This is a genomic window from Acidiphilium acidophilum (assembly GCF_033842475.1).
Taxonomy (GTDB): Bacteria; Pseudomonadota; Alphaproteobacteria; order Acetobacterales; family Acetobacteraceae; genus Acidiphilium; species Acidiphilium acidophilum.
In genome coordinates this window covers 1,492,071-1,515,356 of sequence record NZ_JAWXYB010000018.1, presented here as the reverse complement: position 1 = coordinate 1,515,356, position 23,286 = coordinate 1,492,071, and the positions used below count along the sequence as shown (strand labels likewise).

The 23,286-nt window shown below is 66.0% G+C and carries 22 protein-coding genes; 15 read left to right on the top strand and 7 right to left on the bottom strand.

What is annotated here, in order from left to right; genetic code table 11:
• Nucleotides 1-38: 38 nt before the first annotated feature.
• Genes hemC through SIL87_RS09815 form a run of 4 tightly spaced genes read left to right on the top strand, consistent with a single transcriptional unit; the run spans nt 39 to nt 3,913 of the window.
• On the top strand, nt 39-1,037 hold the full coding sequence (gene hemC / locus SIL87_RS09830) for a hydroxymethylbilane synthase (protein ID WP_319613994.1): 999 nt from the start codon (nt 39-41) through the stop codon (nt 1,035-1,037).
• A complete protein-coding gene (locus tag SIL87_RS09825) occupies nt 1,030-1,728 on the top strand; it encodes a uroporphyrinogen-III synthase (RefSeq protein ID WP_319613993.1) in 699 nt (232 codons plus the stop codon). The genes hemC and SIL87_RS09825 overlap by 8 nt, the downstream gene beginning before the upstream one ends.
• Complete coding sequence (locus SIL87_RS09820) at nt 1,725-2,723, top strand: hypothetical protein (protein WP_319613992.1); 999 nt, start codon at nt 1,725-1,727, stop codon at nt 2,721-2,723. Before SIL87_RS09825 ends, SIL87_RS09820 begins: the two co-directional genes overlap by 4 nt.
• Nucleotides 2,723-3,913, top strand: a complete 1,191-nt coding sequence (locus tag SIL87_RS09815; RefSeq protein WP_319613991.1) for a heme biosynthesis HemY N-terminal domain-containing protein — start codon at nt 2,723-2,725, stop codon at nt 3,911-3,913. The genes SIL87_RS09820 and SIL87_RS09815 overlap by 1 nt, the downstream gene beginning before the upstream one ends.
• On the opposite strand, the gene SIL87_RS09810 is transcribed toward SIL87_RS09815, so the two are convergent.
• The 3 genes from SIL87_RS09810 to SIL87_RS09800 form a co-directional block, all read right to left on the bottom strand.
• Nucleotides 3,852-5,027 (bottom strand): acyltransferase family protein, encoded by a 1,176-nt coding sequence (locus tag SIL87_RS09810; RefSeq protein ID WP_319613990.1) that lies wholly within the window; start codon nt 5,025-5,027, stop codon nt 3,852-3,854. The two genes, SIL87_RS09815 and SIL87_RS09810, sit on opposite strands and share 62 nt — an antisense overlap.
• Before the next feature lie 122 nt (nt 5,028-5,149).
• Entirely contained in the window at nt 5,150-5,407 is a 258-nt protein-coding gene (locus SIL87_RS09805; RefSeq protein ID WP_319613989.1) for a GlsB/YeaQ/YmgE family stress response membrane protein, read from the bottom strand.
• Nucleotides 5,408-5,489: 82 nt separating this feature from the next.
• A complete protein-coding gene (locus SIL87_RS09800; RefSeq protein ID WP_319613988.1) occupies nt 5,490-6,482 on the bottom strand; it encodes a lysylphosphatidylglycerol synthase domain-containing protein in 993 nt (330 codons plus the stop codon).
• A 209-nt stretch (nt 6,483-6,691) separates the two neighbouring features.
• On the opposite strand from SIL87_RS09800, the gene hpnA reads away from it, so the two are divergent.
• The 5 genes from hpnA to hpnE are packed head-to-tail and all read left to right on the top strand — an operon-like array spanning nt 6,692 to nt 11,787.
• Nucleotides 6,692-7,744, top strand: a complete 1,053-nt coding sequence (gene hpnA, locus SIL87_RS09795) for a hopanoid-associated sugar epimerase (RefSeq protein ID WP_319613987.1) — start codon at nt 6,692-6,694, stop codon at nt 7,742-7,744.
• Entirely contained in the window at nt 7,741-8,865 is a 1,125-nt protein-coding gene (locus tag SIL87_RS09790) for a glycosyltransferase (RefSeq protein ID WP_319613986.1), read from the top strand. Before hpnA ends, SIL87_RS09790 begins: the two co-directional genes overlap by 4 nt.
• Complete coding sequence (gene hpnC / locus SIL87_RS09785) at nt 8,862-9,704, top strand: squalene synthase HpnC (RefSeq protein ID WP_319613985.1); 843 nt, start codon at nt 8,862-8,864, stop codon at nt 9,702-9,704. Before SIL87_RS09790 ends, hpnC begins: the two co-directional genes overlap by 4 nt.
• Nucleotides 9,701-10,558, top strand: a complete 858-nt coding sequence (gene hpnD, locus SIL87_RS09780) for a presqualene diphosphate synthase HpnD (RefSeq protein WP_319613984.1) — start codon at nt 9,701-9,703, stop codon at nt 10,556-10,558. Before hpnC ends, hpnD begins: the two co-directional genes overlap by 4 nt.
• Nucleotides 10,555-11,787, top strand: a complete 1,233-nt coding sequence (gene hpnE, locus SIL87_RS09775; RefSeq protein WP_319613983.1) for a hydroxysqualene dehydroxylase HpnE — start codon at nt 10,555-10,557, stop codon at nt 11,785-11,787. Before hpnD ends, hpnE begins: the two co-directional genes overlap by 4 nt.
• A gap of 399 nt (nt 11,788-12,186) precedes the next feature.
• Here hpnE and SIL87_RS09770 read toward each other — a convergent pair whose 3' ends face one another.
• The gene (locus tag SIL87_RS09770; protein ID WP_319613982.1) at nt 12,187-13,389 is read right to left on the bottom strand and encodes an ROK family transcriptional regulator; all 1,203 of its coding nucleotides are present in this window, start codon (nt 13,387-13,389) and stop codon (nt 12,187-12,189) included.
• Nucleotides 13,386-13,595 carry a hypothetical protein gene (locus SIL87_RS09765; protein ID WP_319613981.1) on the bottom strand — a complete coding sequence of 70 codons (210 nt, stop codon included), beginning with the start codon at nt 13,593-13,595 and terminating at the stop codon, nt 13,386-13,388. The genes SIL87_RS09770 and SIL87_RS09765 overlap by 4 nt, the downstream gene beginning before the upstream one ends.
• 173 nt (nt 13,596-13,768) lie before the next feature.
• Here SIL87_RS09765 and SIL87_RS09760 point away from each other — a divergent pair, with 173 nt between their 5' ends.
• The 4 genes from SIL87_RS09760 (at nt 13,769) to katG (ending at nt 20,046) form a co-directional block, all read left to right on the top strand.
• Nucleotides 13,769-15,139 (top strand): carbohydrate porin, encoded by a 1,371-nt coding sequence (locus SIL87_RS09760; protein ID WP_319613980.1) that lies wholly within the window; start codon nt 13,769-13,771, stop codon nt 15,137-15,139.
• Between the two features lie 156 nt (nt 15,140-15,295).
• Nucleotides 15,296-15,793, top strand: a complete 498-nt coding sequence (locus SIL87_RS09755; RefSeq protein WP_319613979.1) for a DUF427 domain-containing protein — start codon at nt 15,296-15,298, stop codon at nt 15,791-15,793.
• 140 nt (nt 15,794-15,933) lie between these two features.
• Nucleotides 15,934-17,712 (top strand): DEAD/DEAH box helicase, encoded by a 1,779-nt coding sequence (locus SIL87_RS09750; RefSeq protein ID WP_319615947.1) that lies wholly within the window; start codon nt 15,934-15,936, stop codon nt 17,710-17,712.
• A gap of 177 nt (nt 17,713-17,889) precedes the next feature.
• On the top strand, nt 17,890-20,046 hold the full coding sequence (katG, locus tag SIL87_RS09745; protein WP_405055262.1) for a catalase/peroxidase HPI: 2,157 nt from the start codon (nt 17,890-17,892) through the stop codon (nt 20,044-20,046).
• 89 nt (nt 20,047-20,135) lie between these two features.
• On the opposite strand, the gene SIL87_RS09740 is transcribed toward katG, so the two are convergent.
• Nucleotides 20,136-21,737 (bottom strand): PhoX family protein, encoded by a 1,602-nt coding sequence (locus tag SIL87_RS09740; RefSeq protein WP_319613977.1) that lies wholly within the window; start codon nt 21,735-21,737, stop codon nt 20,136-20,138.
• A gap of 2 nt (nt 21,738-21,739) precedes the next feature.
• Nucleotides 21,740-22,276: an outer membrane protein assembly factor BamE gene (locus SIL87_RS09735; RefSeq protein WP_319613976.1), complete on the bottom strand. Its 537-nt coding sequence runs from the start codon at nt 22,274-22,276 to the stop codon at nt 21,740-21,742.
• Between the two features lie 109 nt (nt 22,277-22,385).
• On the opposite strand from SIL87_RS09735, the gene SIL87_RS09730 reads away from it, so the two are divergent.
• Entirely contained in the window at nt 22,386-22,940 is a 555-nt protein-coding gene (locus SIL87_RS09730; RefSeq protein WP_319613975.1) for a DUF177 domain-containing protein, read from the top strand.
• Nucleotides 22,941-23,077: 137 nt separating this feature from the next.
• Entirely contained in the window at nt 23,078-23,281 is a 204-nt protein-coding gene (gene rpmF / locus SIL87_RS09725; RefSeq protein ID WP_029311542.1) for a 50S ribosomal protein L32, read from the top strand.
• Nucleotides 23,282-23,286: the final 5 nt, after the last annotated feature.

Genomic DNA, 23,286 nt, shown 5'->3' with positions numbered 1-23,286 from the left:
CACTTTTCTTTCCATGACGTTCCTTTAAAGCAAGGCCGATGGACCAGGAAACCACGGCTGCACCCAAAGTCGCCCCCCATACCGGCCGCCTGCCCTTACGGGTCGGCACGCGCGGCTCGCCGCTGGCGCGCAGACAGACCGAGATGTTTCTCGCGGCCCTGCGCGAGATCTGTCCGGCACTCGGCTACGCGCCCGATGCCTTTCAGGCCGAGATCATCAGCACCACCGGCGATCAGGTGACCGACCGGCCGCTCGCCGATATCGGTGGCAAAGGATTGTTCGCGAAGGAAATTCACGAGGCCCTGCACGACAAGCGGATCGATTTCGCGGTGCACTCGCTCAAGGATCTCGAAACCACCCTGCCCGACGGCATCATTCTCGCCTGCACCATGAAGCGCGAGGACGCGCGCGATGCGCTGATCCTGTCGGATGAATATCGGATCGAGGAGGGGGCCGAAATCTGGTCGGCGCTGCCGGCCAATGCGCGAATCGGCACATCGTCGGTCCGGCGTCAGGCACAGCTGCTCCATGCGCGGCCCGATCTGAAAATGGAATTGCTGCGCGGCAATGTGCGCACACGACTCGATGCCGCACGGACCGGCAAGTACGACGCGACCCTGCTGGCTCTGGCCGGGTTGCGCCGGCTCGGCTTCGAATCGGAGGTTTCGGCGGCGATCGATCCGGAAGCGATGGTGCCCTCGGCCTGTCAGGGGATCGTGGGCATCACGGTGCGGGCCGAGGATGCCGCCCTCGGCGATCTGCTCGCGATGATCGAGGACAAGGAAGCCAAAGCGGTGGCCACCGCCGAACGCGCCTTGCTCGCCGCCCTCGACGGCTCCTGCCGGACGCCGATCGGCGGTTATGCCCGCCTGTTGCCGGATGGCACGCTGCATCTGACCGGTCTGACCGCCCGCGCCGATGGGAGCTTCCTGCTCAAGCGCAGCGACGTCGCCGATGTGGCCGACGCCGAACGGCTCGGCACCGAACTCGGCGCCTCCCTGCGACGCGACAGCCCCTCCGACATTTTTCTTGACTGAACCGCTGACCGTACTGGTCACCCGCCCGGAACCCGGCGGCAGCGCGACCGCCGCCATCCTGCGCGAGCGCGGCTACGTGCCCGTGCTGGCACCGTGCCTGACGATCGAACCACTCCCCACCACATTTCCCTCGCGGTGCGATGCCATCGTGATCGCCAGCGCTCAGGCGCTGCCGGGCCTGCCGCACGCGTTTCATCCGGTTCCCCTCTTCGCGGTCGGTGATGCCACGGCGGACCGGGCCCGCCACGCCGGGTTTCAGAGGGTTCACAGCGCCGCCGGTACCGCGAAGGAACTGGCCTCACTCGTTGCGCGCGCCATGCCGCAGGCGGCGCGCCTGCTGCTTCCCTGCGGCGAGGGGCATAGTCTCGATCTCGCCCGCGCCTTGCGCCTCGCGGGGCTGAAAGTGAGCCGGCGGGTGGTCTACCGGTCCGCACCTGCGCCCTTCCTCGCTCCGGCGGCGCAGGCGGCACTCGATGCCGAGGAGATCGACCGGGTGATGATCTTTTCGCCGGCAACCGCGCGGCGTTTCGCGTCGCTGGTAACAAGCGCCGGGCTGGCGCGGGCCTTGCACCGCGCCATTGCGGTCGCGATCAGCCCTGCGGCGGCAGCCCCCCTCGCCCGCCTCGGCTTCGACGCCATCCGCACCGCGGTTTCACCGGATCAGGATCACATGCTATCGCTGCTGCCATGACCGATCACGATCCGAGCCCCGATCCCGTACCGAATTTCACCCTCCCTGCTGCCGCGTCCGCAGGATCGACGGTCGAGCCCGAGGCCGACCGGCCCGAACCGATCGGCACCGCTGCGGCCGAACCCGCGCGCACCCGCAGATTGTCACTGGGGCTGATCGGCGTCATTGCATTTCTCCTGCTGGCCGGGGGCGAGGCGTGGCTGTTCAGGACGATTGCCCGCAACGATGATTCCACCGCATTGGCCGCGCAATCGGCACGGATCGCCGAGGTCGATCAACGCGTCGATCGGCTGGAATCCCGAATGGCGGCGCTGGAGGATAAAGTCGACCATCTCAAGGCAGCACCGGCAGCGCAACCCGCCCCCGCCGCCGTGCCGCAGGCGCCCGCCGCGCCGAGCGTGCCGCCCGAACTGGCCAAGGAGATCACCGCGATGCAGGCCAGCATCGCCGCGCTCTCGACCACGACCCTCGCCGATCACGCCGCCATGGCGGATCTGCAAAGCAAGGCGGCGGATCTGCCCAAGCTGGCCGATCAGGCCAAAACCATGGCCCGGCTGGCGCAGGCAAGCCTTGCGCTGCAGAACGGCGACCCGCTCGGTCCGCTTGCCAATGCGCCGGACGCGTTGATGCGCTACGCGACGGCGCGTCCACCCACGATCGGTGCGCTGAAAGCCTCGTTTCCCGCTTACGCACGCAAGGCCGAACGGGCCGGCGGCGAGGTGACCGCGCATGGTGGTTTCTGGCGTAATGTCAAAGGTCATATCGAAAGCCTGGTGACGATCCGGCACGATCACGACGTGCTGGTGGGCAGCCGGGCCGCCGGGGCGCTCGGAAAGGCTCAGACCGATCTCGACGATGACGATCTCGGGGGTGCCGTTGCCGCACTGAAAGAATTGCCTTCACCGGCCAAGGCCGCGATGGCTCCGTGGACCCGGCAGGCCGATCATCTGCTTGCCGCCCGCGCGGCACTGGCGACCATGGCAGGGCAGAGCTGATGCTTCGCGCGTTCGGTTTCGCCCTTGTCGCGATCATCGTCCTGGCGCTGGTCTGGTACGTTGCCACACTGCCCGGCCATGTGACGATCGACTTCGGCCACTATGCCGCGACCGCCTCGACGCCGATTGCAATCCTGCTGCTGGCGATCGTGGTTTTCGTCGGCGTGCTGATCGTCGGCATCATCCGCGCTTTATTGCGCTCGCCCGCGCGGCTCGCCCGGCGGCGGATGATTACACGGCGCAACAATGCCGATGCCGCCTCGTTGCGGGCCCTGTCCGCGATGGCGGCGGGCGATGACCGGACCGCAGGCAATCATGCGCGGATCGCCCGGCAATACGCGCCGGATGCTCCGCTCACCTTATACGTGGCGGGTGAATCGGCTCGTCGGGCGGGGGATCATGAGGCGGCGGATGCTCATTTCGCTGCCTTGGCACAGCATCGCGACGCCGGATTCCTCGGCTGGCGCGGACTGGTCCATCACCGGACGCAACTGAGCGGCAATGCCGCGGCACTGGCCGAAGCCGAGGCGCAGGCGCGCCAGGCCGCAACCGCCTACCCCAATTCGGTCTGGCTGCGGGATCAGCGGGTGCAATTGGCGCTCAGCCAGAGCAATTTCGCCGATGCCGCACGGCTCGCCACCGATAAGCCGGCGCGGGCGGCTCTGGCCATCATGGCCTCGCGCACCGCGACATCCGGCCCACTGGCGATCGACTGGGCGAGGGACGCTGTACGGTCGGCGCCTAATCTGGCTCCGGCCTATCTCGCTCTCTACGCCGCGCACGAGCGGGCGGGGCATTTGTGGCGGGCCCAGAGGGCGCTGGTTGCGGGCTGGAAAGCCGCACCTCATCCCGACCTCGCGACCGCCTATCTTTCGACGATCAAGCTGCCGCTCGACCGTGCCCGTGCGGCGCAAAAACTCGCCAATGCCAATCCCGGCCATCCTGAGAGCGAAGCCTTGCTGGCGCAGACGGCGCGCGCGGCGGATCTGGCCGGCGAAGCCCAGCGCCATGCCGCCAAAGCCAATGGGGTCGCGGGTGCGCGGTGGGTGTGTGCCGCCTGCGAAACCGTCCACCCCGAGTGGCAGGCCAGTTGCCGCAAATGCGGCACTATCGGCAGCCTCGCCTGGATTACCCCGCCACCCGACCCGACGACGACGGCCCTGCTCCCGGCGCCGCTGCCGGCAGACTGAGGTTTGCCATCCGCTGGCGCATGAACCGCATTTCGATTGCGTAATGCAATATCGCTGCCGCGCCGATCGACATAGCCAGCGTGAGCGGGCCCCATAGCAGCGAAAACATCACCGGGTCGGACGCCGTCATCCGCCCGATAACCACGGCGAGCCCACGGCCCACCGGTTCATTGACGAGGTAGAGCGGGTATGAAATCGCGCCGAGCCACAGCATCGCGGGATGACCCAGCGCCCACGCGACCGGCCGGACGAGGCTGAACCGGGGCGCGCGTTGCGCGGCAATCGCGATGACCCAGATCAGCGGAGGCAACGCCTTGCCCAGCATCGCCAACCCGCTGGCATGGCTCGCCCCGAGCAGCATCGCGATCACCACACTCATCCCCATCAACCCGATGCCGCCCCCGCGCCACATCCGCGCAGCCGCGATGCCGATGGCGAAATACGCTGCCTCGTTGGGCAGGAACGCGCGCGGAAACTGCCAGCCGAACGGGGCCAGACCGGCATAACACCTGCTGACCACGGCAACCGCGAGGCACAGCAGGGTCAGACGCGTCAAGCCCCGGCGATCCCCGCCGGCCCATGCCATGAGTACTGCGATCACGACGTAGAACTGCCATTCGGTCGAAAGACTCCAGGCCGGACCCAGCAGGGCGAATTCGGCATCGGGCAGCAGGCCCTGCGGGATCATCCCTTGCAGCAGCGTGGCGTGCACCGCGACATGAACCCATAGGGGGCGGGGCAGTCCCGCTTGCCAGATCTGATGCGCCGGATCGCCGGGGTGCAGCCATGGCATCACGGCGAACGGCGACGGACCGGCAAGGACCACGATCGCAAAGATCAGGACGACGAAATAGACCGGCAGCAGCCGTCTCGCCCGCGCGGCAAGGAAGGCCGTGACCCGCCCCTCGAAACGCGACATCGATTGCACGATCACCAGCCCGGACAGCGCGAAAAACAGATCGACCCCGGCGAGGCCATGACTGACCAGAGCCTCGACGATCCGGCCAAGGAACGGCGGCCACGGTATGAACGGCGCGATATGCCCCAGCATCACATAAACCGCCAGCAGGCCGCGCAAACCATCCAGCCGATGCAACCGGCCGAGCGGTGACACTGGGCAATCGTTATGCAACCGTGTCGTCATAAGGCGAATATAACACAACTTTTAGTTGCGCGTAATCCGTCTTGATCGGGTGCGGATCGACAGGATCGATCAGGGGCGGCGACCGCCCGGCATCAGAGCCGGCGCTGGCCGGAAATCGCGTGATAGATCACCAGCACCACGACCGAGCCGATCACCGCGACGAACAGGCTGTACAGATTGAACCCGGTAATCGGCGCCGCACCCAGGGCCGAAAAGATCGCGCCGCCGACCAGCGCGCCGATGATGCCGAGCACCATGTCGACCAGCGGCCCCTTGCCGGCATTGTCGACGATCAGGCTTGCGATCCAGCCGGCGATCAGGCCGAGAACGATGATGGCGAGCAAACCCATGGCGCAAACTCCCTGACTGCGGAAACTCCGTTCATATCCAATGGGCCGACCGCCGCGCAAGGGCGGTGAGCGGACCCACCGGTCACGGTGCGTCGCCCGGCGCGGGTTGCAGGCGGCGTGCCTCGATCCCCTGCCAGATCAGCAATACCGGAATCGCGACAATCAGATCACGCGCCCGGCGCAGCAGTGAAACCGAGAGCGCGACATCGGGGGGAATACCGAATACCGCGCCGAGCAGCGTGTAGGCCGCTTCCTGCACGCCGATGCGCCCGGGGATGAAAAAACCGGCAGCGAGGATCGCATGAAGCAAGGCCTCGATCGCCAGAGCATCGATCGGGGAGATATTCTGGCCGAGGGCATGGAACGCAACATAGGAGGCAACCCCGGTCGCGAACCAGCAGAGCAGATGGAGCGCGCCCGCCATCAGCATCCGCCCCGGTCGCGCATAGATCTGATCGAGCGCGGCCTGAAGGCGTTCCATCCTGACCGATGCACTCTCGGCCGAACGCCCGGCAATCCGCATCGCGAGACCGCGAAACAGCCGCCCGCCGCCCTTCTGCACGAACAGAAAGCCGATCGCGCCGAGAACAGCCACGGCAAGACCGAGACCGACCGGACGAAGCAGATCGCTGTGAGGTGCCAGAAACGCGAGCAATCCGAGCCCGGTGGCGATGAAGATGAGTTCGGCGAGGAACTCGATGGTCACATCGGCAAGGGTCGAGGCGGCGGCGTCGGCAAACGCCACGCCCCCGAGGGCGATGGCCCGGCCACCGAGGATGAACCCGCCGACATGGGAGAACGGCAGGAACTCGCCCGCCGAATCCCGCACCATCCGCCCCCAGTACAGCAGCCAGAATCGCCCGCCCGATCCGCTGCGCAACAACAGCCGCCATGCACCCGCCAGACCGGCGATCACCACGAGCTGCACCACGAAATAGAGCGTGAAGCCCCAGGCGCTCACCTGCTCCAGCGCGTGCACGATGCCGCCCCATCCCAGCCAGGCGATGGTGATCGTGAACAGCGCGAGCCCGGCGAGCGCGAAGGCTGCGGGCCAGATGCCGAGACGGCGGATCACCCGATCCACCCCGAGGACGATCGCATACGCAGTTTCACCAGATCAGCTCCTTGAACCGGATCGCTCATAACAAAATGTAACCTTCCATGATACCGCATCACATCGGTGCGATCGGGCTTTTTTGCAGTCGCCCGAGTTTCTCGGTATGCCACCGCCGGGCCCACCGCTGTGGCGCAATCCGTTATTCCCCCTTATCCTGACTGAACCCGATGATGACCGCCCCGATCCTTCCTGACGCACGACCGACCCTGGTAACCGGGGCTTCCGGTTTCATCGGCGCAGCGGTCGCGCGGGCGCTGGCGCGGCGCGGCTTTCCCCTGCGCCTGATGCACCGGCGGACCAGTGACCCGACCAATCTGGCGGGACTGCCGGGCGAACGTATCGTGGGCGATCTGACCGATCCTGATTCGCTGGAGCGCGCGGTCGAAGGCTGCCGGTTCGTATTTCATGTCGCCGCCGATTACCGGCTGTTCGTGCCGGATCCGGCAGCGATGCAGCGGGTCAATATCGGAGGCACGACCGCGCTGCTGCGGGCGGCACGGGCAGCGGGCGTCGAGCGGGTGATCTATACCAGCAGCGTCGCGGCACTGGGGCTGACGCGGGATGGCTCGCCCGCCGATGAAACCACACCGCATGTCGCAGCGGATCATGTCGGCACGTACAAGCAATCCAAATATGCCGCTGAGATCGCGGTGAGAAACCTGGCCGCTGGCGGCCTCGACGTCGTGCTGGTCAACCCGTCCACACCGATCGGGCCGGGCGATCTCAAACCGACACCGACCGGTCGCATGGTGCGCGATGCCGCGCGCGGGCGCATGCCGGCCTATGTCGAGACCGGAATGAACATCGTGCATGTCGATGATGTCGCGGAGGGGCACATTCTCGCCCTGCTGCAGGGCAGGACCGGTGAGAGCTATATTCTCGGCGGCGAGAACCTGATGCTGTCGGATATCGTGGGCATGATCGCGACGATGGCCGGACGATCCCCACCCCGTGTCAAACTGCCGATCGCCCCGCTGATGCCGATCGCCGTCGTGATGGAGTTTTGGGCGAACCGCACCGGCACGGACCCGCTGATGACCCGCGACATGCTGCGCATGGCCCGGCGCCTGATGTTTTTTTCCTCGGCAAAGGCCATCGCCGCGCTGGGCTACGCGCCGCGCCCCGCCGCCGTGGCTGTGCGTGATGCCATCGACGATCTGGTGCGCCGCGGGGTGATCGCGCAGGATCGCATTGCGGCGCGCGTGGTGGAGACGGCATGATCCTCACGATCGTTGCGTTGCTGATCTGGGTCTATCTCTACGCGCTGCATGGTCGGTTCTGGGAAAGTCGCCCGGAACTGGCCCCTGCCCTGGCCGTTTCTGGGCTACCGGTCGACATCGTGATCCCCGCACGCGACGAAGCCGGCTCGATAGGCACCGTCATCACCTCACTGCTGGCCCAGGATTATCCCGGTCCGTTCCGGGTCTTGCTCGTCGATGACGGCAGCACCGACGGAACCGCTGCAATCGCGCGGGAGGCCGCGCGGGGCGATCCCCGTTTCGTCCTCATCGAAGGTCGTGCCAAGCCCGCCGGCTGGTCGGGCAAGCTCTGGGCACTCGGCCAGGGGATCGACGCTGGTGAGGCGCCGGTCGTTCTGCTCACCGATGCCGATATCGCCCATGATCCAAACCATCTTTCGACCCTGATGGCCCGGCTGGAAACCCCGTTGCGCGGGGCGCGGCTGGACATGGTTTCCGAAATGGTGCGGCTGAACTGCGAAAGTGCGGCGGAACGCGCCCTGATCCCGGCTTTCGTGTATTTTTTCCAGATGCTGTACCCCTTCGCCCGCGTGAACGACCCGCTTTCGGCAACAGCGGCGGCGGCAGGGGGCGTGGTGCTCATCCGGCGCGAAGCGCTGGAGCGGATCGGCGGCCTGGCTGCGATCAGGGGCGCGCTGATCGATGACGTGACACTCGCCCGGCGGGTCAAGCAGGGCGGCGCGATCTTTCTCGGACATTCGGCGCTGGCCCGGTCGATCCGCCCCTACCCGGATTATCGGGACATCCGCGCGATGATCGCGCGAACCGCCTTCACCCAGCTGCGGTATTCCTACGCGTTGCTTGCGCTCACCATTGCGGGGCTGGCCCTGGTCTGGCTGGTGCCGCCGATCGCCATCATCTTCGGCGGCGGTGCCGAGAGGCTGTTCGGATTGATGGCCTATGCCATCGCGGTGCTGACATTCCAGCCGACCCTGCGGCGCTATCATCTGGCCTGGTATTGGGGCCTCGCGCTGCCTTTGATAGCGCTCGCCTATATGGAGGCGACCATCGCCTCCGCGTGGCGGCATGCCACCGGCAGCGGCGCCTCGTGGAAGAACCGCGACTATGGAGCCGGATCGTGAGCGCTCTCATCGACGATGTCGAACTCGCCTCCGGCAAGGGCAAGGACGACGAGAATTTTCCGGTCGCCTCGATCCTGATCCGGCGCGACCTCCGCCGCCACGTTCATGCCTATTACCGTTTTGCCCGCAACGCCGACGACATCGCCGATCATCCCCGCCTCACCGCCGCCGACAAGATCGCCCGGCTCGACGTGATGGAAGCCGTCCTCACCGGGGCCGCCCCGACCGGATCGGCGTCCGCCGCCGGGCTGCGCGCGAGCCTCGCCGAAACCGGGGTCGATCCGGTGCATGCGCGGGAGTTGCTCGTGGCGTTCCGCCAGGATGCGGTCAGGCATCGTTACGCCGACTGGGCGGACCTCATGGATTACTGCCGCTATTCCGCTGCGCCGGTCGGGCGCTACGTGCTGGCGCTGCACGGTGAGAGCACGGCGAGCTGGCCCGCGTCGGATGCGCTGTGCGCCAGCCTGCAGGTGCTCAATCACATCCAGGATTGCAAACGCGATCTTGCGGAGCTCGATCGGTCCTATCTGCCGGGTGACTGGCTGGCGGCAGAGGGACTGACCGCCGAAGCGGTTGACGCCCCCGCCGCCTCGCAAGGGCTGCGCCGTGTGTTCGACCTTATGCTCGACGCGACCGCAGCGCTCAACCGGACCGCAGCGGGGCTTCCCGGTCAGGTCCGCAGCCGCGGCCTGCGGATCGAAACCGCGATCATCGCCGGGCTGGCCCAGCGCCTGCACCGGCATTTGTCCCGGCAGGACCCGGTCGCCGGGCGGGTCAAACTGCGCCCGGCCGATGCGATCGGCGCGATCGCCGTCAGCCTGCCGCGCATCCTGGCATGACCGACCGGATGGATGACGATGCAGCCTTCGTCGCGGCGGTGACCCGTGCGGCGGGAACCTCGTTCTACCGGGGCATGACCGTGCTGCCCGCGCGCCGCCGCACCGCGATGTACGGTATCTATGCGTTCTGCCGCGCCGTCGACGACATCGCCGATGAGGAAGCGCCGCTCGAAACCAAACGGGCCGGGCTCGACATCTGGCGGCAGCGGATCGACCGCCTGTCCGAAGGCGGCGACGATCCCGTCACCCGCGTCCTGCGCGATGCCTCCCTGCGCTATGCCCTGCGTCAGGCGGATTTCCACGCGGTGATCGACGGCATGGCGATGGATGCCGGCGCGCCGATCATCGCACCGGATGCCGCGTTTCTCGACCTGTATTGCGACCGGGTGGCGTCCGCCGTGGGGCGTCTCGCGATCCGGGTGTTCGGCGAAGTCTCGCCCGATGGCGATCTGGTCGCCTATCATCTCGGCCGCGCGCTGCAATTGACCAATATCCTGCGCGATGTCGGCGAGGATGCCGCGCGCGGGCGCATCTACCTGCCGCGCGAGGCGCTCGTCGCGGCGGCGGTTCCGCTCGATCCCGCCCTGATCGTGGCGAGCCCGGGATTACCGCACGCGATGGGCCGGATCGGCACGGAAGCATCCGGGCATTACGCCGAGGCGGAAGCCGCCATGGCGCGTTGCGCTCCCGGTGCCGTGCGCCCGGCGCGGATGATGGGCGCGGCCTATCGGCCTTTGCTGGAGGGAATGCGGCGGCGCGGCTTCCGCGATCCCACCCGCCGCCCGCGCCTGCCGGCCTGGCGCAAGGCGCTGCTGGCCGCCCAGTTGCTGATGTTTACCGATCGCCGCGCATGAGCCGCATTCACGTGATCGGTGCGGGTCTCGCCGGACTGTCCGCCGCGACATCGCTCGCGGCAAGGGGGGCGAGCGTGGTGCTCTACGAGGCGGCGAAATGGGGGGGTGGCCGTTGCCGCTCCTACGACGACCTTCAACTCGGCTGCCGGATCGACAACGGCAATCACCTGCTGCTGTCCGGCAACCTCTCGACCAAAGCGTATCTCGACCGGATCGGCGCGGCCGATACCATGACCGGCCCGCCGCAGGCGGTATTTCCCTTCATCGATCTGGTATCGGGCGCCTACTGGGCCCTTCGCTTGAACCAGGGGACGCTGCCATGGTGGGTGCTGCGCCGGAACCGGCGGGTGCCCGATACCCGCGCGCGCGACTACCTCGCTTTGCGCCGGTTGCAGAAGGTCGGACCGGACGATCTCGTCGCGGACCTGCTCGGCGATCTGGGCCATCTCTATGAACGTCTGCTGGAACCTCTCGCGATCGCGGCTTTGAACACCAAACCCGCCGTCGCTGCCGCGGCTCCGCTCGCGGCAGTGGTTGCCGAAAGCATCGTCCGGGGTGGTGCGGCATCGATGCCGCGTTACCCCGCGATCGGCCTGTCGGAAAGTTTCGTCGATCCTGCACTCGCGTTCCTGCGGGATCATCGGGTCGAACTCCGCTTCGGAGCGCGTATCGCCGGGCTCACCATCTCCGACGATCGGGTGACCGGCCTGGTCGGACCGCAGATCGACGAGATCGTCGCCCCGAACGACCGGGTCGTGCTCGCAACTCCGCCCTGGGTCGCCGCCGATCTGATCACCGGCCTCGTGGTTCCGGACCAGTTCGAATCGATCCTGAACCTGCATTTCCGCGCCGGAATCGATTCCGGACCAGCCGGCTTCTACGGCCTGATCGGCGGGGTCGCAGAATGGGTCTTCGAGAAGACCGAAGTGGTTTCCGTCACCATCAGCGCCGCCAATGATCGTCTCGACACCGACACCGATACGCTGGCCGCCGAAGTCTGGGCCGACCTGCGGCGCGGCTTCGGCCTGCCGCGCACCATGCCGCCCTATCGGGTGGTTCGGGAGAAGCGCGCGACGTTCGCGGCGACACCGGCGCAGCTCGCTCGCCGCCCCGGTCCGCGGACGCGCCTGAACAACCTGTTTCTCGCCGGCGACTATACCGCCACGACGCTGCCTTCCACCATCGAAGGCGCGATCCGGTCCGGGGAAACCGCCGCCAGCTTGATCTGACCCTGATTTGCGTAATTCCGAATTCCCGAAACCCGCGACCCGCCTGCAAACCGCAACGACCCATCAGGCGGTCGCGGCCGATCGATAACTCCGATGATCTGGTCAGCGGTTTTCGATAAGTCCGGTAAAATCAGCCAGATGCCATGACCTTTTCATCTGTATAGGTAATTTTGCAACACATGCACCGATAAATCGGGGCAATCATCCGGTTCCATGAAATCGGCTTGACCGGATGCCAGCCCGACGCGCAATTGTCACGAAACTACAAAAGACAGTCGTGGCGGTTCGCCCCGACTGGCTGTCACGTCCGGCGTTCACGTCTGGCGTTCCGGGTGGAGGATAAGCATGGCCGAAGATCCGCGCGTCCGGATCTCATCGTCGCAAATGTGGGAGTCTGGTTCAGCTTGTCTGCGCCCGTCCTTCCCGGCCGCGCCCGAGGCGGATCGGCGGATCATCGAGAAACTGCTGCAACGCGAGGGCGATGCCGCCCATCGGCGCCGCATCGTCCCCCATCGCGGACACCACAAGTTCGACATCGCGCATGATCGCGGCCAGGGCATTCCGCTCCAGCGCCCGATGCGCCGCATCGAGCAGCGCGGGTGCAAGCCGGGCCAGGCTGCCGCCGAGCACGATCCGACGCGGGCTGACGATATTGATCAGATTGGCCAAAGCGAGTCCCAGATAGGTTCCCGCCTCATCGAGCACCGCGCGGACAACCTCGTGTCCCGCTTCATGGTCACGCAGAATCTCCGCCACACCCCCGACCTTGTGGCCACGTGCAGCGAGTTCGGCGCGGATCGCGCGCTCCGAGACATAGGCCTCGAAACAGCCCCGCGCGCCGCAACTGCAGCTTCGCCCCTCGGGCACCAGCTTCATATGGCCGATTTCGCCGGCAAGCCCATGCGGCCCGCGATAAAGCTCGCCCATCATGTACAACCCGCCGCCGATGCCGGACCGCCCCATGATGTAGACGAAGTCGGTGATATCCCGACTGGCGCCGAACAGATGCTCGGCGATCGCCGCGGCTTTCACGTCGTTTTCCAGGCGGATGGGGCAGGCGAGCAAACGCGCGAGGTCGGCGGCGAAATCGAGATCGCGCCATCCGAGATTCGGTGCGAAGACCACGCTGCCCTCGAGCGACACCAGCCCCGGCAGGGCCACGCCGACGCCGAGCAGCGCATCGCGTTTCGCTTTGACGCTGCGCAACGCCGCCGCAATACCCTCGCGCACCGCGCGCGCGGCGCGAACCGGGTCATCACTGCCCGGAACACTCACATCGGCGCATTGGGCGCCATCGATGGTCGCGAGCACAATCCGGATCGTATCGGGCTCGATCCCGATTCCGGCGAGGTAGCCGGCGCGGGCATCGATGCTCAAGGCAATCGTCGGGCGTCCTGCCCGTCCGGTCGGCGCATCCGTCTCGCGCCGCACGATGCTGGCCGCTTCGAGATTGGTGATGATGATCGAGATCGTGGCGGGGTCGATGCCCGATGCGCGCGAGAGAAGCTGCTGGGAAATGCCGGGCGTCTGGCGGATGATATGAAACAGCCGCCCGGTGTTTATCCGCCGGATCAGCGCGGAGTTGACGCGTGTCCGGGTCATCCGCGATGCCCGTTGTTAGCAGTTGCTTTCATGGCCATTTTCCCTGATCGCGGCGGTTTCGTTTTCGTGTTGACACCGTTTGCGCACCTCACTAAGGGTTTCTTAAAGAGTAAAAATAATTCACGCAAGCGCGGTATCGCGGCGCGAAACGTGGGTTTGGAGGGGGATGAAACATTGGCACGATCGATCACCGCTGCGGCAAGCATTCAGGCCTATCCTGCGGTCTCGCCGTTCGTGCCGGCAACCGATGCTCATTCCCATCACCTCGGCCGTCATCTTCCGGCGGCCGCTGATCGATCCTGTCCGGCGCCGAGGGCGCGGCACCGGGGCGCTCGCACGGCGTCTATGCAGGGCTCGCCACAACTTGACGTCAAGCAACATGGAGGTCCTTTTGTACAATAACCAACCAGTCAAGCCACGGCGTCGGCTTGCGGCGACCCTCGCCGCCGCCACGCTGTTCGGCACCGTGCTCGGTGTCGGCACCACGGCCTATGCGCAACAGGCGGCACCGGAAGTCAATCTGACCCCCTCGCCGATCCAGCAGCTCGGGCAGACCCTCTACAATGACGGCATCTACCTGAACTCGCGTTATCTCGGCGAATTTGCAGGGTCGGTCAGCGGCGGCCAGCGCCAGGGCACCGATTATGCGGGCGAGCTGAATTTCGGCGCGACGTTCGACATGGAAAAACTCGCCGGCATCAAGGGCGGCTCGTTCCACGTGCTGTTCACCCAGCGTCACGGCAACAATCTAGCGGCCCAGACGATCAATAACAGCGTGTCAGTCCAGCAGATCTATGGTGGCGGGCAGACCGCGCAGCTCACCATCTTCACCTACGAACAGAAGCTGTTCGACAACATGGTGGATATCGAGGCCGGCCGTACCGACATGCCGGATAGTTTCGACGTGTCCTCGTTCTATTGCGATTTCCAGTCCAACGCGATCTGCGGCAATCCGCCGGACATGGGCAAGATCACGACGACGAATTTCTACGCCGTCGCGGTGTGGGGTGGCCGCCTGCTGATCACGCCGACTCCGAACCTGTACTTGAAGGTCGGCGCCTATCAGTCGACCAACAATGAAAACCCCGATGCCCATCACGGCTTCTACTGGGGAACCGAAGGTTCGAACGGCTATCTGCTGCCGGTCGAACTCGGCTACAAGTGGAAAACCCCCGGCGCGATCGCGAATAACCGTTACGACATCGGCGCCATCTTCGACCGGGCCAGCTACACGGCACCTTATTATGGTCCGGGCACCTACAACAACGAATCCGCCGTCTATGTTCAGGGTCAGCAAATGGTCTACCAGACCAGCCCGAACTCGCCGCGCGGCGTTTATGTGTTCGGCGAAGCCATGCTGGGCACCGCCGGCGGCAAGCAGGTCTCGAACCTGCAGGCCGAAGCCGGCATGATCTGGGAAGGTCCGTTCGCGAGCCGCCCGAATGACAATATCGGCCTCGCGGTCAGCGGTATCCACTACAATAACCGCTACCTCAACTCGCTCTACCAGACCCGTCTGACGGAGGGCGGTGCAGGATATCCCGATCACAACCTGATCATGACCGAACTGCACTATTCCTGGCAGGCTAATAAATGGCTGAACATCATGCCGAACTTCCAGTACATCATCAATCCGGACGGGCAGGGCTTCTCGACCTACTCGACCCATAACCTGCCGAATGCCGCCGTCTTCGGCATTCAGCTCTATGTCGATCTGCCGACGCTGTTCGGTATCCCGACCAAGTCCTGATTGCCTCCGCTTCCGCGGCAAACCCCGGTGCAATGCACCGGGGTTTTTTCATGTCCGTATCGTGATGATTTCCCTTGTCGCCAGCGTATCGATGTGATCTGACAGGCATACGCCACGGTAGCCGACCCACTGCCCGTCAGACAGGACCCCGTCGCCATGCCGATCGAGCCGTCAATCCGCACGACCCTCAACGAGCCCGAAAATGTCTGGGATTATCCGCGCCCGCCCCGGCTCGAACCGATCGATCTGCCGATCCGCATCGTCCTCGGCGGCGATGTCATCGCCTCCACCACGGCAGGATGGCGCACCCTGGAGACCAGCCACCCGCCGACCTACTATCTTCCTCCCGGCGCCTTCTCCTGCGCGATCGAAGCGGCCGAGGGCGGCAGCTTCTGCGAATGGAAAGGCCGCGCCGCCTACTGGACCCTGCGGCACGGCAACCACATCGCCCGCAACGCAGCCTGGAGCTACCCTGATCCCACGCTCGATTTCCTCGCGATCAAGGATCATCTCGCGGTCTACGCCAGCCGCGTCGATGCCTGTTTCGTCGGCGACGAGCAGGTGCTGCCGCAACCCGGCGACTTCTACGGTGGCTGGATCACCGCCAACCTGATCGGCCCGTTCAAAGGCGCGCCCGGAACGACGGGCTGGTAAATGGCGTTCGATGTTGCAGTGCGGCGACCAGCTTGGTATTGGCCCCCATGTTGACCCCTCCATCCCTGCCCGACCCAGTCCTGCCCGGCTCAGTCCTGTCCGACAACGATCCGGCTCCCGCGACCGATGAGCGCCCTGCCCTGTCGTTTCCGATCGAAACCCCGGCGCTGCAGCGCGCGTTGCGCGACCGCGGCTACGCCGAGCCCACCGCGGTCCAGAGCGCGGTCCTGCAACCGGATGCCGAGGAGCGCGACCTGCTGGTGTCGGCGCAGACCGGTTCCGGCAAAACCGTGGCTTACGGCCTTGCCTTCGCCGCCACCATCATGGCCGATGGAGCCTTGCCCCCGCCCGGTGCGCCGCTCGCCCTGATCATCGCGCCCACCCGCGAACTCGCGATCCAGGTCCATGCCGAACTCGCCTGGCTCTACGAACATACCGGCGCCCGCGTGGTCTCCTGCGTCGGCGGCATGGACCCGCGCCGCGAGCAACGCGCGCTGTCCGCCGGATGCCACATCGTGGTCGGCACGCCGGGGCGCCTGCAGGACCATATCGAGCGCCGCCATCTCGATGTCAGCGCGCTGAAGGTCGTCGTGCTCGACGAAGCCGATGAAATGCTCGATCTCGGGTTTCGCGACGAGCTGGAATTCATTCTGGGCACCACGCCCGAAGATCGCCGCACCCTGCTGTTTTCCGCAACCATCGCCCGCGAAATCGCCGCCCTCGCCCGGCAGTATCAGCGCGACGCCCTGCGGATCGACACGGTGGCCCGCAATCAGCCCCATGCCGACATCGATTATCGCGCCGTCCGCATCGCTGCCCACGAGATCGAACATGGTCTGGTCAACCTGCTGCGGTTTTATGAACGCGGCGGTTGCCTGGTGTTCTGCTCCACCCGCGAATCGGTCCGCCAGTTGCACGGCCGCCTGCAGGAACGGGGTTTCGCCGTCGTTGCCCTGTCCGGCGAGTTGAGCCAGACCGAACGCAACACCGCCCTCCAATCCCTGCGCGACGGTCGCGCACGGGTCTGCATCGCAACGGATGTCGCCGCTCGCGGCCTCGATCTGCCTAATCTCGATCTGGTCATCCATGCCGATCTGCCAACCAACAAGGCAACCCTGCTCCATCGTTCGGGCCGCACCGGGCGCGCCGGGCGCAAGGGGATGTGCGTGCTGCTGGTGCCCAATTCGCGCCGCCGGCAGGCCGAGGCACTGCTCGCATCCGCCAATATCAGGGCGACCTGGGAAGATCCCCCGGCGGCGGAGGCCATCCGTGCGCGCGACCAGGCACGATTGCTGACCGATCCCCTGCTGACCGAAGCCCCGCTCGACGATGATCTGGCACCCGGGCAGGATCTGCTCGCCCGGTTCAGTCCCGAAATCATTGCCGCCGCACTGATCCGGCTCTACCGCGCCCGCCTGCCCTCGCCCGAGGACATCGCCCCCCCGCCGCCCGAGCGGCCCCGTTTCGAACGATCCCGGGTCGAGCGGGCCGCCCCCGAAGGCGCGGGCGCGCCACGGTTCCGATCCGGCCCGATGGTCTGGTTCCGCGCCGATGTCGGACGCCGCAAAAATGCCGATCCGAAATGGCTGTTGCCTCTGATCTGCCGGGTCGGCGGCGTCACCAAGCGCGATATCGGCGCCATCCGCATTTTCGACCGGGACACGAAGTTCGAGATCGCCGAGGAGATCGCCGTCGAATTCCTCAAATCGGTGACCGCCGCCAACAATCCCGATATCAGGATCGAACCCGCGCTCGATGTGCCGGATGCCGCCCCGCCTCGGACCGGCCCTCAGCCCGAACGCGGCCCCAAGCCGCCCTGGCGCGGCCGCCCCAACAAACCCGGCTCCCCCCGTCCCCCCGGCGACAAACCGAACGAACAGGCGCGCCGGCGGCGTAACAAGGCGAACAACGTCAAATAAACTCACCCCCGCCGCGATAGGCGATGCTTATTACCGTGATTGTTTATATCGCCTTAACTTAATCGATCCGGTTTGCTAAGCATCCATCGGTCTGGACGCTCCGCCCGCGCGGTGGGTCCGGTTGCACGGAAACTTGTCGCACAACGCGGATTGGAGAACATCATGGACGGAGACAGGATGACCACATCGGGCAAATGCCCGGTCCTGCACGGGAGCAATACGTCGAGCGAGATGATCGACATGGAGTGGTGGCCCAAAGCCCTCAATCTCGACATCCTCCATCAGCACGACAGCAAGACCAACCCGCTGGGCAAGGATTTCAACTACCGCAAGGAACTCGAAAAACTCGACGTCGCCGCCCTCAAACGCGACCTTCACGAGTTCATGACCGAGAGCCAGTCCTGGTGGCCGGCCGATTGGGGCCATTACGGCGGGCTGATGATCCGCATGGCGTGGCACGCGGCGGGGTCCTACCGCATCGGTGACGGGCGCGGCGGTGCCGGCACCGGCAACCAGCGCTTTGCGCCGCTGAATTCATGGCCCGACAACGCCAATCTCGACAAGGCGCGCCGCCTGCTCTGGCCGATCAAGAAAAAATACGGCAACCGGATCAGCTGGGCCGACCTCATCATTCTGGCGGGGACCATCGCCTATGAGTCGATGGGCCTGAAGACGTTCGGTTTTGCGTTCGGCCGCGAAGACATCTGGCACCCGGAAAAGGACACCTACTGGGGTGCGGAAAAACAGTGGCTCGCCAGCAGTCAGGAACGTTATGCGAGCCATGATCGCACCTCGCTGGAAAATCCCCTCGCCGCCGTCCAGATGGGCCTGATCTACGTCAATCCCGAAGGCGTCGACAGTCACCCCGATCCGCTGCGCACCGCCCATGACGTTCGCGAAACCTTCGCCCGCATGGCGATGAACGATGAGGAAACCGTCGCCCTGACAGCCGGTGGCCATACCGTCGGCAAATGCCATGGTAACGGCAACGCGGCCGATCTCGGTCCGGCTCCGGAAGGTGCCGGCCCCGAGGAGCAGGGGCTCGGCTGGATGGTCCACGCCCATCGCGGCGTCGGGCGCGATGCGGTCACCAGCGGCCTCGAAGGCGCCTGGACCACCCATCCGACCAAGTGGGACAATGGCTATTTCGACATGCTGCTCGGCCACGAATGGGAATCGCGCAAAAGCCCCGCCGGTGCCTGGCAGTGGGAACCGGTCACGATCGCCGAAACCGACATGCCGGTGGACGCCGAAGACCTCACGACCCGCCGCAACCCGATCATGACCGACGCCGACATGGCGATGAAGATGGACCCGGTCTATCGCGAGATTTCAGAGCGGTTCCACAAAAACCCGGACGAACTTTCGAAAGCCTTCGCCCGTGCCTGGTTCAAGCTCACCCATCGCGACATGGGACCGAAAGCACGCTATTTCGGCCCGGACGTTCCGGCCGAGGATCTGCTCTGGCAGGACCCCGTCCCGCCCGGCCCGACCGGCTACGATGTCGATGCGGTCCGCGCGCGGATCAAGGCCAGCGGTCTGTCGTCCAGCGACATGATCACCACCGCCTGGGACAGCGCCCGCACCTTCCGCGGTTCGGACATGCGCGGCGGTGCCAACGGAGCCCGCATCCGTCTCGCACCGCACCGCAACTGGGAAGGCAACGAGCCTGCCCGGCTTGAACGGGTTCTGGCGGTTCTGGAACCGATCGCAGCGGAGTCCGGCGCCAGCATCGCCGATGTCATCGTTCTCGCCGGCAATGTCGGCATCGAACAGGCGGCGGGTGCTGCGGGTTTCGACATCACCGTGCCCTTCGCTCCGGGACGCGGCGATGCGACCCAGGACATGACCGATATCGACTCCTTCGCGGTTCTGGAGCCGATCCACGACGGTTACCGCAACTGGCTGAAGGCGGATTATTCCGTCAGCAGCGAGGAGCTGATGCTGGAGCGGACCCAGTTGCTCGGTCTCACCGCCCCGGAAATGACCGTACTGGTCGGCGGCATGCGCGTGCTTGGCACCAATTTCGGCGGCACGAGGCACGGCGTCTTCACCGATCGCGAAGGTGCGTTGACGAATGATTTCTTCGTCAACCTGACCGACATGGCCAATCGCTGGGTACCGGCAGGCGGCAATGTCTATGAAATCCGCGATCGTGCCACCGGTGCGGTGAAATGGACCGCCTCACGCGTCGATCTGGTGTTCGGCTCGAACTCGGTGCTGCGTGCCTATGCCGAGGTCTATGCCCAGGACGACAACCGCGAGAAATTCGTCAAGGATTTCGTCGCCGCCTGGACCAAGGTGATGAACGCGGACCGGTTCGACCTCGCCTGATCTCGCCTGCGTTCGGACCGGATGCCCTCGGGCATCCGGTCGCCCTGCCGGCCCGGCGCGACCGGGCCCGATATCATCAGCCCGACTATTCAGCTTGTAAGCGAAACTACGGTCGTCTGCGGCGGCATATCCGGCTGCACCGTCGGCCAGCGCGTCGCCGGGTGGGCGAAATCCGCATTGGGCGTGGCACCGGGATGACGGGCGACGGTGAAGCCGGTGCGGCCCTGCGGACCGAACGCCGCCCCGCCGATCGCCCCGCCGATCGGCGCCAGATACAGCATATCGAGCGCATAACGCCCGTAGCCGGTCACGTTCATGACGAAAAGGCCATCGGCGGTATCGGTCACCGCCCCCCCCTGATCGGTCCCGACATGCAGCCGATGGGCGGCATCGAAATTCAGGGTATAGGGCGATCGCAGCCAGGCCAGAGATCCGGGGGTGTAGCGTGCAGTGGGGTCGGTGTTGGGGTTGCCGCCGAGCAAAATCACCCGTCCGGCGAAGCGGGATGCCGCCAGATCACCGCCGGCGGGTGCCAGCGCCAGAATATGGCCGGCACCGTTACCCGCGCGGGGATTGAGCGCATCGACCTGATCGACCCCGCGCCCCGGATTGCCGGAACAGGCGAGGTAGAGCGTCCCGTCCGCGCCGATCGCCATGCCGGCGGGCGCATCGAACCGCGCCCCGTCCGATGCCGCTGAAAGCGTCGCCGTCAGGCTGGTCAGCCCCGGCGGCAGATCGCGCCAGACGATGCTGGACCCTTCGAGCGTTGCGACCGCGAGGGTTCCGGCATCGAGCGCGCCGGACCCATCGCCGATCGGTGCGGCACCCTTGAAGCGAAACAACCGCCCCATCGGCGCATCTTCGGTCATGAAAACGATGGCCGAACCGTCACCCGCCATGCCGCAGGCGGTTCCGGCGCGCGGCATCCGGCCCAACGCCGTGCGCTTGGCGGGAAAGGAGGTCGGGTTCAGCGCATCGAGTTCGACCACCCAGCCGAATCCGGCACCCACCGTCGGGCTCGAAAATCCCGCTGCCTTGTCAGCGAGGCGGGCAACCCATGAGTTGGTCCGCCCCTCGGGCAGCAGCACGGTATTCCACGGCGTGACGCAGCCGATCCCCGGTGCCAGAACGCCCTGAACGCTCGGGCCGATCGAGGCCGCGGCCGGGCCGGTGATCGTGCACAGGGTACCATCCGTGATCCGGCGGGACTGGTAGCCGCCATCCACCACCACCCAACGGCCACCGCGCTGTGACAGGTTGAGAACCGAGGCGCCCTGCATTTTGCCCGCGATCCGGGGCCGGTCGACCCCGCCGGGAAACACCATTCGTGGCGCAACGTCCGGATGGCTCAGCACCATCACGATCCGGGCGATGCCATCCTGGGCCTGGGGCGGGTTGACGATGCCGGCGATGATCGCGTCCCAGCCGAACTGCCGCGCCGCTGCCGCCTCGGTGACGAACCCGGGCCGGAACGGCGGCGCATTCGCCAGCACCGGATCGCCCCAGCGAATGATCACATCGCGCTGCAAGCCAGGCGCCACCACATCGTCGAGCTGTGGCGCTTCGGGATCGGCACCCGGTGTGAAACTGTTGGGTGTGAGGGGCGACGCGGACTGCGCGTGCGCGATCCGCAGGGCCGCGATCCCGGCCATTGCGCTCGATCCGGCCAGCAGGCGGCGTCGTGTCGTCATGCTCAGAACCCCGAGAGCCCGCTGCTGCCGCTGGCACCGCCGATATCGGAACTACCGGTCCCGCCGAAGCCGCCCGCACCCGCGCCGAGACCCGGATTATAGTGACCGACGCCCCCGACAAGCTGCTGGAACAGGCTCGCGGTGCCGCCCGGCGCCTTGGTCGCGCCTGACGCCATCGCAACCCTGACCGCCTGCTTCTGGTTGACGTTACGGATCGACTGCAACACCCCGCCATCGTTGAAATGCAGCACCACGACCTTCTGGCGCAGCACCCCCTGGGTCTGGCCGATCCGCCGCTTGGTCACCTGGCTCGCATACAGCCAGTCGTTGCGGTTGAAGGTTTCATGCAGGGTCGGCGTTCCCAGCAGCGCCGTGGCATCGGCCTCGGTCGAAACCCCTGGGGTCAACTGCTTGAGTTGATGTTCGGACACCGCATTGCCCCGGTAGTGCGGTGCGGCCGAGAATACCGCGCATCCGGCCAGCGCGGGCAACAGCATCAGGGGCAGCAGGCGGTGGAGCTTGATGGCGGGTCTGCGCACGCGGCTCAATCCTCATTCTCGACAGATCTATAAATGACGGGCATTGGCCTATCATCGCGGTTCTATGGGCGAGCTTCCGGCTTCGCGCAAGATGCGGCATTATGCCCCGATGACCGACCCGATCCAAGCCCCGCTCTCGTATAAAGTCGATCTCGCCCGGCTGGGCACCGCCCCGCTGCCGGTCACGGTCATCGCCGATGAAGCGGCGTGCGCAGGTATCGCCGCCGCGTTCGGACTTCCGGCGATTGCCGCCCTGCGCGGCGATTTCGTGTTGAGCTCGGTGCGAAATCCCGGTGCGGCGGATCACGCAACCGCCACGCTGGCCCTCAAGGCCACCGTGATCCAGACCTGTGTGGTGACGCTCGAACCTTTCGAGCAGACGATCAGCGAACGCGCGGTCCTCCTGATGCTCACCGAGTCGCAGGCCGAGGCACTCGATCTCGATCAGGCGCCGATCGACCCGGAGGCACCCGACGAGATCGTTGCCAACGGCACGATGGTCGATCTCGGCGCGGTGTTGACCGAGCAACTCGCTCTTGCGCTCGACCCGTATCCCCGCAAGCCGGGCGTCGCGGCACCCGAGGAATATACCGCACCGCGCATCGGCCCGTTCAGCGCGCTTGCCGCCCTCGCGGTGAAGCGCAAGAATGACGAGCCGCAATGAGGAACGGTAGCGGCGCGCAAACCAGCGCTGCGCTTGCCCGTGCCGGATGGCTCTGCTAGACGCCGGGGTCTTGAACCTCCCCTTGCGGGGCGGTAGCGCGTTGCTGCGCCGCCGTTACAGAAAATACGAGAGTTGATATGGCCGTACCCAAGCGAAAAACCAGCCCGTCCCGCAAGGGCATGCGCCGGAGCCATCAGGCCCTGGTCATCCAGCCGCACGCCGAATGCAGCAATTGCGGCGAGTTGAAACGCCCCCATCACGTCTGCGGCCATTGCGGTCATTACGACGGTCGTGAAGTCGTGGCCGCCGGCAAGGACATCAAGGGCACGGTTCGGGTCTGAACCGA

Bases quoted from the DNA above. Each gene is read 5' to 3' on its own strand.
- SIL87_RS09805 (WP_319613989.1), bottom strand. From the start codon at position 5,407: ATGGGTTTGCTCGCCATCATCGTTCTCGGCCTGATCGCCGGCTGGATC.
- hemC (WP_319613994.1), top strand. From the start codon at position 39: ATGGACCAGGAAACCACGGCTGCACCCAAAGTCGCCCCCCATACCGGC.
- SIL87_RS09790 (WP_319613986.1), top strand. From the start codon at position 7,741: ATGATCCTCACGATCGTTGCGTTGCTGATCTGGGTCTATCTCTACGCG.
- hpnA (WP_319613987.1), top strand. From the start codon at position 6,692: ATGATGACCGCCCCGATCCTTCCTGACGCACGACCGACCCTGGTAACC.
- rpmF (WP_029311542.1), top strand. From the start codon at position 23,078: ATGGCCGTACCCAAGCGAAAAACCAGCCCGTCCCGCAAGGGCATGCGC.
- hpnD (WP_319613984.1), top strand. From the start codon at position 9,701: ATGACCGACCGGATGGATGACGATGCAGCCTTCGTCGCGGCGGTGACC.
- SIL87_RS09765 (WP_319613981.1), bottom strand. From the start codon at position 13,595: ATGCTTGCCGCAGCGGTGATCGATCGTGCCAATGTTTCATCCCCCTCC.
- SIL87_RS09740 (WP_319613977.1), bottom strand. From the start codon at position 21,737: ATGACGACACGACGCCGCCTGCTGGCCGGATCGAGCGCAATGGCCGGG.
- katG (WP_405055262.1), top strand. From the start codon at position 17,890: ATGACCACATCGGGCAAATGCCCGGTCCTGCACGGGAGCAATACGTCG.
- SIL87_RS09760 (WP_319613980.1), top strand. From the start codon at position 13,769: ATGGAGGTCCTTTTGTACAATAACCAACCAGTCAAGCCACGGCGTCGG.
- SIL87_RS09770 (WP_319613982.1), bottom strand. From the start codon at position 13,389: ATGACCCGGACACGCGTCAACTCCGCGCTGATCCGGCGGATAAACACC.
- SIL87_RS09755 (WP_319613979.1), top strand. From the start codon at position 15,296: ATGCCGATCGAGCCGTCAATCCGCACGACCCTCAACGAGCCCGAAAAT.
- hpnE (WP_319613983.1), top strand. From the start codon at position 10,555: ATGAGCCGCATTCACGTGATCGGTGCGGGTCTCGCCGGACTGTCCGCC.
- SIL87_RS09820 (WP_319613992.1), top strand. From the start codon at position 1,725: ATGACCGATCACGATCCGAGCCCCGATCCCGTACCGAATTTCACCCTC.
- SIL87_RS09730 (WP_319613975.1), top strand. From the start codon at position 22,386: ATGACCGACCCGATCCAAGCCCCGCTCTCGTATAAAGTCGATCTCGCC.
- SIL87_RS09815 (WP_319613991.1), top strand. From the start codon at position 2,723: ATGCTTCGCGCGTTCGGTTTCGCCCTTGTCGCGATCATCGTCCTGGCG.